This window comes from Anoxybacillus tengchongensis (assembly GCF_014201585.1).
GTDB lineage: Bacteria > Bacillota > Bacilli > Bacillales > Anoxybacillaceae > Anoxybacillus > Anoxybacillus tengchongensis.
In genome coordinates, this window is the sequence record NZ_JACHES010000006.1 from 23,814 (window position 1) to 38,886 (window position 15,073).

At 38.5% G+C, this 15,073-nt stretch carries 15 protein-coding genes; 3 read left to right on the plus strand and 12 right to left on the minus strand.

Annotated features, from left to right (window positions below; all coding sequences use genetic code 11):
• Positions 1-90: 90 nt before the first annotated feature.
• Positions 91-240: a 50S ribosomal protein L33 gene (gene rpmG / locus HNQ82_RS07895; RefSeq protein ID WP_183248645.1), complete on the plus strand. Its 150-nt coding sequence runs from the start codon at positions 91-93 to the stop codon at positions 238-240.
• 162 nt (positions 241-402) lie between these two features.
• Here rpmG and treR read toward each other — a convergent pair whose 3' ends face one another.
• From treR to HNQ82_RS07930, 7 genes are all read right to left on the minus strand, one after another.
• A complete protein-coding gene (gene treR / locus HNQ82_RS07900) occupies positions 403-1,125 on the minus strand; it encodes a trehalose operon repressor (protein ID WP_183248647.1) in 723 nt (240 codons plus the stop codon).
• Positions 1,126-1,152: 27 nt separating this feature from the next.
• Positions 1,153-2,817: an alpha,alpha-phosphotrehalase gene (gene treC, locus HNQ82_RS07905; protein ID WP_183248649.1), complete on the minus strand. Its 1,665-nt coding sequence runs from the start codon at positions 2,815-2,817 to the stop codon at positions 1,153-1,155.
• A 1-nt stretch (position 2,818) separates the two neighbouring features.
• On the minus strand, positions 2,819-4,222 hold the full coding sequence (gene treP, locus HNQ82_RS07910) for a PTS system trehalose-specific EIIBC component (RefSeq protein WP_183248651.1): 1,404 nt from the start codon (positions 4,220-4,222) through the stop codon (positions 2,819-2,821).
• Positions 4,223-4,383: 161 nt separating this feature from the next.
• Positions 4,384-4,770, minus strand: coding sequence for a PilZ domain-containing protein (locus tag HNQ82_RS07915; protein WP_246348946.1), 387 nt, complete (start codon positions 4,768-4,770; stop codon positions 4,384-4,386).
• Positions 4,771-4,838: 68 nt separating this feature from the next.
• Positions 4,839-7,235 (minus strand): DNA topoisomerase IV subunit A, encoded by a 2,397-nt coding sequence (parC, locus tag HNQ82_RS07920; protein ID WP_183248655.1) that lies wholly within the window; start codon positions 7,233-7,235, stop codon positions 4,839-4,841.
• 4 nt (positions 7,236-7,239) lie between these two features.
• Positions 7,240-9,213 carry a DNA topoisomerase IV subunit B gene (parE, locus tag HNQ82_RS07925; protein ID WP_183248657.1) on the minus strand — a complete coding sequence of 658 codons (1,974 nt, stop codon included), beginning with the start codon at positions 9,211-9,213 and terminating at the stop codon, positions 7,240-7,242.
• A 122-nt stretch (positions 9,214-9,335) separates the two neighbouring features.
• Positions 9,336-9,740: a CoA-binding protein gene (locus HNQ82_RS07930; RefSeq protein ID WP_183248659.1), complete on the minus strand. Its 405-nt coding sequence runs from the start codon at positions 9,738-9,740 to the stop codon at positions 9,336-9,338.
• A gap of 137 nt (positions 9,741-9,877) precedes the next feature.
• On the opposite strand from HNQ82_RS07930, the gene plsY reads away from it, so the two are divergent.
• Both plsY and HNQ82_RS07940 read left to right on the plus strand, forming a co-directional pair.
• On the plus strand, positions 9,878-10,459 hold the full coding sequence (plsY, locus tag HNQ82_RS07935; RefSeq protein WP_183248661.1) for a glycerol-3-phosphate 1-O-acyltransferase PlsY: 582 nt from the start codon (positions 9,878-9,880) through the stop codon (positions 10,457-10,459).
• The gene (locus tag HNQ82_RS07940) at positions 10,459-11,823 is read left to right on the plus strand and encodes an RsmF rRNA methyltransferase first C-terminal domain-containing protein (RefSeq protein ID WP_183248663.1); all 1,365 of its coding nucleotides are present in this window, start codon (positions 10,459-10,461) and stop codon (positions 11,821-11,823) included. The genes plsY and HNQ82_RS07940 overlap by 1 nt, the downstream gene beginning before the upstream one ends.
• Positions 11,824-11,852: 29 nt before the next feature.
• Here the strand turns inward: HNQ82_RS07940 and HNQ82_RS07945 are convergent, their stop codons facing one another.
• The 5 genes from HNQ82_RS07945 to HNQ82_RS07965 form a co-directional block, all read right to left on the minus strand.
• On the minus strand, positions 11,853-12,413 hold the full coding sequence (locus HNQ82_RS07945) for a DUF2140 family protein (RefSeq protein ID WP_183248665.1): 561 nt from the start codon (positions 12,411-12,413) through the stop codon (positions 11,853-11,855).
• A gap of 3 nt (positions 12,414-12,416) precedes the next feature.
• Complete coding sequence (locus HNQ82_RS07950) at positions 12,417-13,166, minus strand: SGNH/GDSL hydrolase family protein (protein WP_183248667.1); 750 nt, start codon at positions 13,164-13,166, stop codon at positions 12,417-12,419.
• Positions 13,167-13,232: 66 nt separating this feature from the next.
• On the minus strand, positions 13,233-13,805 hold the full coding sequence (locus HNQ82_RS07955) for an SCO family protein (RefSeq protein WP_183248669.1): 573 nt from the start codon (positions 13,803-13,805) through the stop codon (positions 13,233-13,235).
• A gap of 13 nt (positions 13,806-13,818) precedes the next feature.
• Positions 13,819-14,661, minus strand: coding sequence for a DegV family protein (locus HNQ82_RS07960; protein WP_183248671.1), 843 nt, complete (start codon positions 14,659-14,661; stop codon positions 13,819-13,821).
• 142 nt (positions 14,662-14,803) lie between these two features.
• Positions 14,804-15,055: a YpmP family protein gene (locus HNQ82_RS07965; RefSeq protein ID WP_183248673.1), complete on the minus strand. Its 252-nt coding sequence runs from the start codon at positions 15,053-15,055 to the stop codon at positions 14,804-14,806.
• Between the last annotated feature and the right edge of the window lie 18 nt (positions 15,056-15,073).

Sequence of the window (15,073 nt, forward strand, 5' to 3'; positions counted from 1 at the left end):
CATTCCGGCTACGATTGTTGACAAAAATGCTTTTTTATATCACGATACAAAGCGTAATGATTACTATTTTCTTCGAAAGGAGCGTGCCCTATGCGTGTGAAAGTCGTTTTACAATGTACAGAAACTGGCGATCGTAACTACATAACAACAAAAAATAAGCGCAACAACCCTGAAAGACTTGAATTAAAAAAATATTGCCCACGTTTGAAACGCCACACATTACATCGTGAAGCAAAATAATGGGTCTGACTCAAAAGTCCCTTTTTGATGAAATTTCACTGAAGTATGTGAAAGAGACCACCTCCGAACCCCCTTGGTTTTACTGGGTTTTCGTGGTGGTCTCTTTTTCCATGTTGCCCCAGATAGGAGCATGACCGCTCTTTTGGGACCGCACCATCATTTTTAATGCAAATGAATGCGCCGCGCAAAGTCAACGAATCGAAATTTATCAAGACGATGACGGGACTCTGTATATTGAAACAAACTCGCATCGTCTAAATAAACATAATTTCGTACAACGACAACGTGTGTATATTGTTTTAAATGCAAATACATACGATCTTCTTCTGTGCATTCTTCCACAAAAAATTCTTTTTTCGCAAAGCTGATTTTTAATTGCAATTCCTTCTCCAAATATTCATAAATGGACCGCGCACATATATCTTTAGACAAAAATGGAACAAATTTTTTATTAAAAAAGTCTTTGTCTAAAATAATGCGCTCACCTTCAATTTCTCGCACGCGCACAACTTTCCAAATATCTTCTCGTGCCGTGACATGAAGATGTTTTTTTAACACTTCATCAGGCTTGATCATTTCAAGCTGCTCAACAATTGTCCGCGATGGCTTTCCAAGCTTCTGTGCCAATTCCTTAAAACTAATTAGCCCAGAAATCGGGAAATCAAATTTACGTACATCTAATACAATTGAACCTTTTCCTTTAATTTTTTGAATATATCCATGCTCTGAAAGTAAATTGAGCGCTTTTCGAATCGTTTCTCGCGATGTTTCATATTGTTCAACAAGTTGATGTTCAGAAGGAATTTTCATCCCTGGTTTAAAAATTCCTTTTTCAATTTTTGATAATAAGTCATTGTAAATCGATAAGTATTTATTTTCACTCATTGTTTATCACCGAAAAATATTTTACCATTATTTTTTCAAGTAATAAACAATGGATTCATACGGGCGTAGCGTCATTTGTTTAAATTCATTTGGTGAATCATCGTAGTTCGATAATAAAACTTGACTTGTATATTCGCTTATATCCATATGTTTTGGCCATTCAAAAACCGTTTCTTGTCCGTAAAAATTATTAATTACAACAAGCTTTTCATCATTTCCATTGCGAATATATGCAAAAATGGAAGGATGATCTTCTAAAATGAGCTCATAGTCTCCTGTTGTAATGATGTCATATTGTTTACGCAACTGAATGAGTTTTTGATAATGATAAAAAATAGATGTTGGATCTTGTAATGCTTGTTGAACATTAATTTCTTTATAGTTATTCGCGACAGAAATCCAAGGCGTTCCTGTTGTAAAGCCTGCATGCGGCTCATCGCTCCATTGCATCGGTGTTCGCGAATTATCACGTGATTTTCGTTGTAAAATATGCAACACTTCTTGTTCGCTTTTCCCTTGTCCTTTTAGTATACGATACATATTCAATGACTCTACATCGCGATAGTCATCGATTCGTTCAAATTTCGGGTCTGTCATCCCGATTTCTTCACCTTGATAAATATAAGGTGTTCCTTGCATCATATGAATCGTTGTTGCTAACATTTTTGCAGATTCTTTATGATACTGCCCATCATCACCATAACGAGAGACGATGCGCGGCTGGTCATGATTGCACCAAAACAAAGCGTTCCACCCACCGCCTTTATGCATATTCACTTGCCATTCTGATAAAATCTTTTTTAATTGCAAAAAGTCAAAATCAGCAACTGCCCACTTTTCTCCATTTGGGTAATCGACTTTTAAATGGTGAAAGTTAAACGTCATATTGAGTTCATGACGATTAGGATTTGTATATAAAATACAATGATCAATTGTCGTTGATGACATCTCCCCTACTGTCATCATATCGTACTTCGAAAACACTTCTCGATTCATTTCTTGCAAATATTCATGAATGCGTGGACCATCTGTATAATATTTTCTACCGTCACCCGATGGAGTAGAGCCGTCATCATCTAAAAAGCGTTGGTCTTTTGAAATTAAATTAATAACATCTAAACGGAAGCCGTCGACTCCTTTTTGTAACCAAAAATGCATCATATCGTACACGCGCTTGCGTACTTCTTCGTTTTCCCAATTTAAATCCGCTTGTGTAACATCGAACAAATGTAAATAATATTGTCCTGTTTTCTCGTCATACTCCCAAGCGGAACCTCCGAATTTCGATTGCCAATTGTTCGGCTCATCTCTCCAAATATAAAAATGGCGGTACGGGTTATCTTTCGATGAACGTGCTTGTTTAAACCATTCATGATCTGTTGATGTATGGTTTACAACAATATCCATAACAATTTTTATATTGCGCTTATGTGCTTCTTCAATAAGTTTTTCGAAATCTTCCATTGTTCCATATGGTTCATAAATTCGATGGTAGTCGCTGATGTCATAACCGTTATCACGCTGAGGCGACTCATAAATCGGGGTGAGCCAGATGGCATCAACCCCGAGCATTTTTAAATAATCGAGTTTTTCAATGACTCCTTGCAAATCACCAATTCCGTCACCATTTGTATCTTTAAAACTTTTTGGATAAATTTGATACACGACTGCTGTTTTCCACCATGGATGCATATTACTTACCGCCTTTCGTTTTTGCCAAAATGTATGTCAACGTAAATGGAACGATCAAGACGATGGCCATACCGATGAAAAACGGTACCCACTTGTCAGGGAAGATCGATAAAAAGCCAGGAAGTCCACCAACACCAATAGAAGATGCCTGCACTTTATTGATCGTAATAAAAATCCCTGCCGTTGCCGAACCAATTAAGGCCGAAATAAATGGATAGCGGAATCGTAAGTTTACACCAAACATTGCTGGTTCTGTAATGCCTAAGTAAGCGGATACAGCTGATGTAAACGATAAACCTTTTAATTTTTCATCTTTTGTTGCAAACATCATCGCTAATGCTGCTGAGCCTTGTGCAATGTTTGATAACGCGAGCATCGGCCATAAAAATGTCCCGCCTGTACTACCGATCAGTTGTAAGTCTACGGCTAAAAACGTATGGTGCATTCCTGTGACAACGAGAACAGCGTACAATCCTCCGTATACGAGTCCTCCTAACGCAGCAAAACGATCAAATAGCGCGACAAGACCATCTGTTAAAGCATTCGCAATGCCAAATGTCAAAGGACCGATAGCGATGAAAGAAATAAATCCTGTTAAAAGTAAAGCGATTGGCGCAACAAGTAACAATTGAAATGCTTCCGGAATACGTTTTTTCAAAAATAGCTCTAATTTCGCTAGCACATATGATGAAATTAAAATAGGTAATACTTGACCTTGATAACCAATTTTTTGAACGTCAAGCCCAAATAAATTCCAATATGGCACAGTTCCTTCTTGAACAGCGGAAGCGTATGCCCATGCATTTAATAACGCTGGGTGAACGAGCATCAATCCGAGTACAATTCCAAGTAACTCGCTTCCACCAAATTTTTTTACCGCTGACCACCCGATTAATCCTGGCAAAAAGACAAACGCTGTGTTGGCAATTAAGTTAATCATATCAGCAACATCGCGCCACTGTTTATGAACATCAACAATTGATTTTCCTTCATAAAAAATTCCTGGGCCTGTTAAAATGTTGTTAATCCCCATCAATAAACCAGCTGTGACGATAGCAGGTAAAATCGGAATAAAAATATCAGCTAACGTCTTAATTGCCCGTTGTAGCGGGTTTAATTTTTTTTCTGCAGCGTCTTTAATATCTTGTTTCGTTGCACGACCAATCCCAGTCATTTCAACCATTTCGTTATACACTTTATCAACTAGTCCTTGTCCGATCACGACTTGGAACTGACCGTTTACTGAAAATGAACCTTTAACAATATCAATGTTTTCTAACGCTTCTTTATCCACTTTTCCTTCATCTTTTAACGCAAAACGAAGACGCGTCACACAGTGTGTAGCCGCGATGATATTTTCTTTCCCACCAACGGCTTGAACAATTTGCTCCACAGATTTTCTCATGATTTACTCCTCCTTAGTTAAAGCGTTTGCAACGAATGTTGTTAACTTGTATATACAAGTCGACTTGTTGTCTTTATTTTAACCTGTATATACAAGTCGGTCAACCGCTTTCAAACAATTTTTAAAGAAAAAAGATGCCCATGTGGACATCTTTTTTCCATTTAATTACTTTCTTTTTTCCGTGCATACATCGATGCATGTCTTTTAATTTCACCAATTAGTCGCATTTCTTCTTGCTTAGAAATCTCTAATGAAAGGCCATATTGAAACTCATTTGCGTATGCTTTTTTCCAAATCACAATGCCTCGAACGGCTATTGGTTGATCAACAATCGTAAACTGTAACTCCACTTCGAGTTCACCTTTTGCGGAGTCGATCGGTAAATTTAAATTTGTCTCCAGTCGAATGCCACGTGGACTAATATCGTGAATTTCAGCTGCTCCTTTATCTGTTTCGACTTCTCGCTCACCAATACGTGTGATGCGAAACGTACATGGAAGCGGTTGACCGAACTGATATCGAAAAGGCTCTTGACGTTTAAATCTCATCATAAATCCCCCATACACAAACTATACCTTTTTCAATATAATTGAAATCATAAATGAATGCAAGGCAATTATGACCATTTCACCCACGTATCCGTAATGTTACCAACTTCATCATAATCAAACACGTATGTCACATTGCCATATCGATCGCTTAATCGTAGTTCGTCAACGTTGACTTCTTCAATGATCCCTTTCTCTGTTTTTAAAACAACATGTCCATGTGAAAGGAAATGACAATTTACTACTCGATGTGGATTTGTTTTCACTTCTTTAATAAGAAGCTGGCCCCGTTTCGCACGGGTCGATTCGTCGATTTCCGTTCTAGCTATTTTTTTCACCGCCCCGCGTTTTGTCACAAGAACAACATTTTCTTCTGTCGCCTGTTGACCAGAAACAACACAGTCTCCATCTTTTAGATGGATTCCTTTTACTCCTGCCGCTCGAACACCAACTTCTCCGATTTCTTCTTCTTGAAATAACAAGCCATATCCGTATTGCGTCATGAGAAATATACGTCCAAATCCATCTGTTCGATACACATGGACAACTTCATCATCCTCTTTTAATCGCATAGCTACAAGTGGCTTAGAATACCGTTGCGCCTTATAATGAACGAGGTTTGTTTTTTTCACTAATCCTTGTTTCGTAATAAATAATAAATACCCATTTGAAAAATCTACAATCGGGATAGCGCTAATTAGTTGCTCGTCACGATCAAGCGGGATTATATTAGAGATGTGCTGACCGAGATCTTTCCAGCGAATGTCAGGAAGTTCATAAACAGGGCAATATAAGTAATTTCCTTTATTTGTAAATAACAATAACGTATGTGTTGTATTCATCTCAAACATCCCGAGTAACCTATCTCCCTCTTTCATACCAATATCTTGGCCGTTAGAGGCGCTGTAAGAGCGAAGACTTGTTCGTTTGATATATCCATCTTTTGTAACAGTGACGATCACATCTTCTTCTGGAACAACAACGTTCATTTCGATTTTAATTTCTTTTATTTCTTCTTCAATCATCGTTCTCCGCTCGTCACCGTACATTTTTTTCATTTTTCTTAAGTCAGCTTTAATTACAGATAGAAGTTTTTTCTCGCTATCTAAAATAGCTGTTAATTCCTCGATTTTGCGATTTAACGCATTTGCTTCTTCACGCAAATCATCAATATCTGTATTTGTTAGACGATACAACTGCAATGTAACAATTGCTTCCGCTTGAGGCTCTGTAAATCCATAGCGATTCATCAAATTCCCTTTGGCGTCTTTTTTATCTTGCGAAGCGCGAATCGTTGCAATGACATCATCTAAAATCGATATAGCTTTAATTAACCCTTCAACAATATGAGCACGTTCTTTTGCTTTTCTCAATTCATAACGCGAACGATTGGCAACGACTTCTTTTTGATGTTCAATATACGCATCTAATAGTTGTGGTAAACTTAATAACTTTGGGCGACGCTCATGGATAGCAACCATATTAAAATTGTACGTGATCTGCAAATCTGTGTTTTTATATAAATAGTTTAAAATACCCTCTGCATTCCCGTCTTTTCTCACTTCAATGACAATACGTAACCCTGTGCGATCCGTTTCGTCACGCACATCAATAATTCCGTCTAACTTTTTTTCAAGTCGCAATTCATCAATTTTTTTAACTAAATTGGCTTTATTTACTTCGTAAGGGATTTCCGTAATAACAATCGATTGTTTGCCACCTTTTCCTTGCTCGATCGTTGCTTTGCCGCGAATAATCATTTTCCCTTTTCCTGTTTCGTAGGCGGCTTTAATCCCTTCTTTTCCTTGAATGATGCCGCCTGTTGGAAAATCCGGCCCTTGTAAGACAGTCATTAAATTATCGACCGTACAAGTTGGATGATCAATACGCATAATGACGGCATCAATGACTTCTCCTAAGTGATGCGGTGGAATTTCTGTCGCGTAACCAGCTGAAATGCCTGTTGAACCATTGACAAGCAAATTCGGAAACATCGCTGGTAACACAACCGGCTCTTTGCTTGTATCATCGAAGTTCGGTACAAACTCTACTGTTTCCTTATCGATGTCGCGCAATAATTCCGATGCGATGGCGGATAATCTAGCTTCTGTATAACGCATCGCTGCTGGTGGATCTCCATCAATACTTCCGTTATTCCCATGCATTTCAATGAGCACGTTTCTTACTTTCCATTCTTGACTCATGCGAACCATCGCTTCATATACAGAAGAATCGCCATGCGGGTGGAAATTACCAATGACATTTCCGACGGTTTTGGCTGATTTGCGAAACGGTTTGTCGTACGTATTCCCATCTACATACATCGCATATAAAATGCGACGTTGCACCGGTTTTAATCCATCGCGCACATCAGGCAGAGCACGTTCTTGAATAATATATTTACTATATCGACCAAATCGATCTCCTAACACATCTTCAAACGGTAAATCTAATACACGTTCCATGTTCTTATTCCCCCTCAGCTGTCATCACATGATCATTTTCTAAAATGTTCACGTCTTCCTCTAAACCGAATTGTACATTAGACTCAATCCATTTTCTTCTCGGCTCTACTTTATCACCCATTAATGTCGTTACGCGACGTTCAGCACGTGCTGCATCATCAATACGAACACGAATGAGCGTCCGCGTTTCAGGGTTCATTGTCGTCTCCCATAATTGATCCGCATTCATTTCACCAAGTCCTTTATACCGCTGAATCGTATATCCTTTTCCGATCTTTTTCAAAATCGATTGTAGTTGTTCATCTGTCCATGCATATTCAACCACTTCTTTTTTGCCGACTTTTTTACTCACTTTATAAAGTGGTGGAAGAGCGATAAACACTTTACCGGCTTCAATGAGCGGACGCATATAGCGATAAAAAAAGGTTAACAACAACACTTGAATATGTGCTCCGTCCGTATCTGCATCAGTCATAATGATCACTTTGTCATAATGAATATCATCAAGCGAAAAATCTGCTCCCACACCGCCACCGATCGCGTGAATGATTGTATTAATTTCTTCATTTTTAAAAATGTCGGTGAGTTTCGCTTTCTCCGTATTAATCACTTTTCCTCGAAGAGGTAATACAGCTTGAAAACGGCGATCACGCCCTTGTTTCGCAGATCCACCAGCTGAATCTCCTTCAACTAAGTACAATTCATTTTTTTGTGGATTGCGTGTTTGGGCTGGGGTTAATTTTCCGCTTAATACATGTTCTTTTCCTTTGCGCTTTTTTCCAGATCGTGCTTCTTCCCGTGCTTTTCGAGCTGCTTCACGCGCCTGAAACGCACGAATTGCCTTTTTAATTAACATCGTTGCAACATCTGGATTTTCATTTAAAAAGTACGTCAGTTTTTCACTAATGACTGCTTCGACTACGGAACGGGCTTCAGGCGTTCCTAGTTTTCCTTTCGTTTGTCCTTCAAATTGCAAGAGCGCTTCAGGAATACGAACCGATACAATGGCAGATAGTCCTTCACGAATATCTGCACCTTCTAAATTTTTATCTCGTTCTTTCAATAAACCCACTTTTCGTGCATATTCGTTAAACACGCGAGTCATGGCCATTTTAGCCCCAATTTCATGCGTTCCCCCGTCTTTTGTTCGCACATGGTTAACAAACGAAAGCATATGTTCTGCATAACCGTCATGAAATTGGAAGGCAAACTCTACTTCAATGCCGTTTTGCTCACCGCTAAAAAATACGACAGGATGTAACACATCTTTTTCTTCGTTTAAATATTTTACAAACGCCTCAATTCCACTTTCGTAATAAAATGTATCACGTAAACCTGTTCGTTCATCATATAATTCGATTTTTAAGCCCTTTAATAAAAATGCAGATTCTCTCAATCGTTCGCTAATCGTTTCATAATGAAACGTCGTCGTACTAAAAATCGTTGGATCCGGTTTAAATCGAATTGTCGTTCCTGTTTGTTTTGTTACTCCAATTTTCTCCAAGGTAGTCACAGGTTTTCCACCATGTTCAAACCGTTGGTAGTACACAAATCCGTCACGTTGAATCGTCACTTCTAACCATTCAGATAAAGCGTTCACAACAGAGGCGCCAACGCCATGCAAACCGCCACTCGTTTTATATCCTCCCTGACCAAACTTTCCGCCTGCATGTAAAACCGTTAAAATGACTTCTGGGGTTGGTTTTCCTAATTTATGCATACCTGTAGGCATCCCACGTCCTTCATCTTGGACGCTCACACTTTGATCGTTATGTATCGTTACAACAATGCGTCTCCCATATCCTGCGAGCGCCTCATCAACCGCATTATCAACAATTTCATATACAAGATGATGCAAACCGCGACTATCTGTACTTCCGATATACATGCCCGGTCGTTTACGAACAGCTTCTAATCCTTCCAATACTTGAATCGTATCTTCGTTATATGTAAGAAGTTGTTTATCTGTCACAATCATTCCCCTTTCACAACAAGAACATTTGTTTCTATTTTTTTGACTTTCTCTATTTTAACATACATTCGTAAAACGTCCAACGTCATGAAGAAAAAGAACGACCATTACAAAAAGAATGGTCGTTTTTAACGTGTGAGCGCATGTTCTACCTTGATGCAGCGATCCATCACAACCGTATAGCCTTTTTCTGTTAAGTCACGGTACACTTGTTCATCATACACACCTAATTGCGCCCAAAACACGTCTGCATCCATTTGGACAAATTGATCAGCAATTTCACGTAAATGTTCGGAGCGGCGAAACACATTAACAATATCTACATGCCCTTCAATATCTGTTAATGTCGCGACGGCTGGGATACCTTCCCATTCTTTAATGAGCGGGTTGACCGGAATAATTTCATACCCTGCTTCTTTCATCGCTTTCGCAACCATGTAAGATGTGCGCTCCGGACGATCTGACAATCCTACCACAGCAATTCGCTTTGCTTTGTTTAAAATTTGTTTGATTTGTTCACGACTTGGACTCATATCATCTACCCTCCCATGATAAACTAGTATTTCTTCATATAAAAAAATAATCCTGCCTTCATTTTTTAAAAAAGCATGTTACAATAAAAGCATGACCTCCGTATGAGGAAATATTAATGAGGTAAAGGGTGCATAGGATGTCTATTTTGCTTATGATCATCGGTTATTTACTCGGTTCGATTCCGTTCGCGCTAATCGTTGGAAAAGTGGGATATGGAATTGACATACGTGAACATGGGAGCGGCAATTTAGGTGGAACAAATACGTTTCGCGTGCTCGGTGTAAAAGCTGGATTAATTGTTACGATTGCGGATATTTTAAAAGGGACGTTAGCTGCCAGCTTACCTGTATTGTTTTCTGTAGATATTCACCCACTTATTACAGGCATGTTTGCTGTGGTTGGTCATACATATCCAGTGTTCGCCCAATTTCGTGGTGGAAAAGCAGTTGCTACATCTGGTGGAGTGTTGTTATTTTATTCACCCGTTCTCTTTATGACGATGTTAGCTGTCTTTTTTCTCATTCTATATATATCAAAATACGTCTCGCTTTCATCCATGTTAACAGGCGTGTATGCGACCGCTTATGCATTTGTATGGACCGATGATGTTCCTTTGCGCATTGTCGTCATATTATTAACACTTTTTGTATTTTATCGTCACCGAGCAAATATTAAACGTATTTTAAACAAAACAGAACCGAAAGTGAAGTGGTTATAGTGACTACATGTCATTTACCGAAAGAATTTGTAACGAAAATGAATGCTTTGCTTCAAGATGAAGCGGAGCGTTTTTTTGCGACATACGATGAAGAAAAAGTCAATGGTTTGCGAGTCAATTCATTGAAAGTATCACCATCGACATTTTTAAACATAAGCCCATGGGAACTTGAGCCGATCCCTTTTTGTCCTACAGGATTTTATTATTACAACGCTCAGCCTGGGAAACATCCATACCATGCTGCTGGATTGTACTACATTCAAGAACCAAGTGCCATGTTCGTAGCTGAAGTGCTCTCACCATCTCCAGGAGAGCGAGTACTTGATTTATGTGCAGCACCAGGAGGAAAAACAACACAGTTAGCTGCCTTGATGAATAACGAAGGATTTTTATTGGCAAACGAAATTCATCCAAAACGTGTCAAAGCTTTATCTGAAAATATTGAGCGACTCGGAATTACAAATGCTGTGGTTACAAATGAAACTCCTGAGAAACTATCGGAAACGTTTGAAGGTTTTTTCGATAAGATTTTAGTTGACGCCCCCTGTTCAGGAGAAGGCATGTTTCGAAAAGACGAGGAGGCGATTCAATTTTGGAGTTTAGAACACGTTCAAAAATGTGCACAAACACAACGACACATTTTATCATGTGCTTATCAGATGTTAAATGAAGGAGGCACGCTCGTTTATTCGACATGCACATTTTCCCCAGAAGAAAATGAACAAATCATTGACTGGTTTTTAGCGACTTATGATGATATGGAATTAATTCCAATAGACAAACAACACGGCATTCAATCAGGTATGGCACATTGGACAAACACACATAACGAAAAAATCGCACATACAGCAAGGCTCTGGCCTCATCATCTACAAGGTGAAGGACATTTCGTTGCGAAAATGCGCAAACGAGGTAGCGGCAACCGTTGGAATGGAAAAATGGCCGCATGTAACGTCCCTAAAGCGATGTGGCGCGATTATGAAACGTTTATGAATCATATCATCCAAATAACAATAAAAGGAACAATGTATGCGTTTGGCACACACTTATTCGCTCTCCCACATTCATGCCCTCGCTTAGACGGCTTAAAAATTGTTCGTCCTGGTCTTCATATCGGAGAATGGAAAAAAAATCGCTTTGAACCAAACCACGCATTAGCAATGGCATTAACAAAACAACAAGTACAGGCGTATCTGTCTCTGACGTTTGAAGAAAGCCTTCGATATATGAAAGGAGAAACATTACAAACGAATAACGATCGTGGATGGATATTAGTCACTATTGACGGGTATCCACTTGGTTGGGGCAAAGAAGTCAAAGGAGTTGTAAAAAACTTTTATCCTAAAGGATTACGAATCAAATAGGATGTCCCTCAATAATGAGAGACATCCTTTTATTTTGTTATCGTGACTGTAAAGGTGATATCATTTTTATTTAAATCGAACGTTTTCGCCTTTAACACGAATCCTTCTTTTATGCGAATGTTACTTACAACAATATAGATGCGCTCGTGTTTCGCATCGATTTCCACCCAATTTGGCAATGAAGCATGTTTATTAATATACGTTAACACATATGGCACAGGTAAACGAAGTTGCCCAAACGTCATCGTCGGACGAGCAAGTACAACGTGTCCGTTTTCATCCACAGTTGGATCAAATGCCATGGTCAAATCGACTGGCTTTCCGAATACCGGGATGGCGCTTGTTATATACAAACGATCAGCTAATTGAACACTGTAAGACAAATTCCCCTTTTTTCCATGCTTCTGAATATAGTCGTTCACTAACGTATTTAAATGTTGTTTTGATGTTTGAACAATAAATGTCGGACCTTCCACACTAACGTTCGGAATATGTGGAGAAGATGATGATTGAAACATATAAAAAAATAATAACGCCATTACTAAACTATTTATTCCTAATAATCCAAAAAACAATACTTTCCACTTCACTATTTATTCTCCTATCCATTCATGTTGTTGCAAGTATTCATATATACGTTGTGCAATTAGTTCGTAGCCACGTGTGTTTGGATGAAATTGATCGTCATACAATATATCGTCACGCCCTTCAAACAAATCGACAATAGGTACAAACAGCGTATAATCATAACGGGAGAGCACTTTTTCGCTCCCTTCGTTCCACATGTGTATAATCCCATCCATTTCTGATATATTCGGAAAAGCCGCAGAAAACGGGTTGTATAACCCGACGAGTACAATATAAGCATCTGGATTTATATAGCGGAGCAGTTGCAATTGCTCATCAAGTCGAGAAGCAAACGCCTGTTGTTCTTTAACAAACAACTCATATGTTAAAGATAAAAAATGTGAACGAACAACTTTCATGACATCGTTTCCGCCAATTGTGATCAAAATAAGATCTGCTTTTTGAATGACCGGTTCATTTTTTGTGATAATATCTGTTAGTTGTTCACTACGTAACCCTCGCTTACCAAAGTTTTGCACGAACACTTCACTTACATCTTCACGTTGTTCTAAATATTGCTTGACTAATGTGACGTAGCCACCTTTACCATCCCCTACCCCTTCCGTTAACGAGTCGCCTAACGCCACAATATGTAAATCACGTGGCTTTATTTGCTCCTGTTCATTTTCTTGCGTGGTCGTCGGGTCAGTAGTTGTAGAGGTAGAGGAACATCCGACTAAACATACACAAAGAAATAGAAGAAGCAATCTGTTCATATAGGATCCCCTCTCTATAAAAGAAAAGACAAAAATGACAGGGTCATCATTTTTGTCTGTATCATGTTATTTTTGTAACATGTCAATATGTTTTAAAATCTCTTCAAAAGGCACATCGTTTAGACCACTATAGTATTTTACAATTGTCCCGTTTTGATCAACAAGATAAAAATCTGTGCCGTGGATGACTTGATCCCCTTCTTGTGGCTTTTTTACAACTGCTTTAAAGTTTTTTTGAGCAAAACGTTCAATGTCTTGTTGAGTGTATCCTGTAAGTAAGTGCCAATTCCCTAAATCTCCTTGAAACTTTTCGACATACGCTTTTAACGCATCTGGTGTATCGTTTTCAGGATCTACACTAAATGAAACAAAATGAACATCTAATCCTTTTTCCTTGGCCATTTTTTGTAATTTCGCCATATTTGCTGTCATTGGTGGGCACACATCAGCGCATCGTGTGAAAATAAAATCAGCTACCCACACTTTTCCGTTTAAATCAGCTAGCCCAAACTTTTGACCATATTGATCGGTAAATGTAAAATCTTCAATTGGCCAATTTTTTGCATCTGGAATCGATTGTTGGCAAGCAACAAGCAAGAATAACAGCGCAACGAACAACCATAAACGTATACGTTTCACCTTTTATGTCCTCCTATTCCGTATAGTACATAAACCCTATTGCTCCTGGACCTGTATGCGTTGAAATAATTGGGGTTGTATATACGATGTCTGTTTTTGTCCATCCTGTTGCTTCTGCAATTGACTGTTTTAATCGTTCGCTTAAATCTAGAGCGTCTGCGTGAGCAATGCCTACTGCTCGGATCTTTTTTCCTTTCGTATGTTCAACAAATTGATTTGTTAAATATTTGACAATTTGAGAATGACTGCGAACTTTCGTTACAGGCGTATACACCCCATCTTCTAATGAAGCGATCGGTTTAATGTTTAATAGCGAACCAATCATCGCTCTTCCTCTTCCAATGCGTCCACCTTTGACAAGATTTTCAAGTGTATCAACAACGACAAATAAATGTGTATTCGCACGAACTGTATCGAGATGAGCAAGAATTTCTGTTACTGTTTTTCCCTCTGCCGCCATTTTTGCTGCTTCTAATACTTGAAAACTGAGTGCAAGAGAAATAAAACGTGAATCAACGACCGTGACATTTGCTTTTGTCATAGCCGCAGCACTTTCTGCAGAGCGTACCGTTCCACTCATTCCCCCTGTCATATGAATCGAAATAACGTCGTACCCAGCTTCCCCAAGTTCATCATATACTTGCAAAAACTGCCCTGCAGACGGTTGGGAGCTTTTTGGAAGTTCGCTTGATTGTTTCATTTTTTCAATAAACTGTTGTGGAGTTAAGTCAATACCATCTAAATATGTTTGGCCATCAATCGAGATAGATAATGGAACAACACGAATGTCCCACGCTTCAATTATTTCCTTTGACAAATCGACCGTAGAATCTGTTACAATTTTCACTTTGTTCATTTTTTCACTTCCTGTATTTCATTCTAAAATTTTCGTACGGTGAAATTATATAATAAAATCGTCCTGTATGTCGTCGTTTTCATAAAATTTTTTGTAAAAAAAGAGCTGATTTTGCACATTAGCAAAACAGCTCCTTCGTCATTTATGCATTGTTTTTTAAAATTTCAGATTTAAATATTTGTTCATATACCGGCCACTTCAACACACGTTTTAAATAGTCTTTAAACGAATACACCTTCTTTGGATTTTTATTAGCATACACTTGTGCAATAAACGTTTGCAACCGCACTTTGACAACAAATTGATAAAGGTTATCGTCCTCCAATACCGGAATTTCGATAATTTTCACTTTTTGCCCATCTACGTTTTTAAACTCTAGGCTTTTGAATAACAAAATATCAATCCTCTTTTT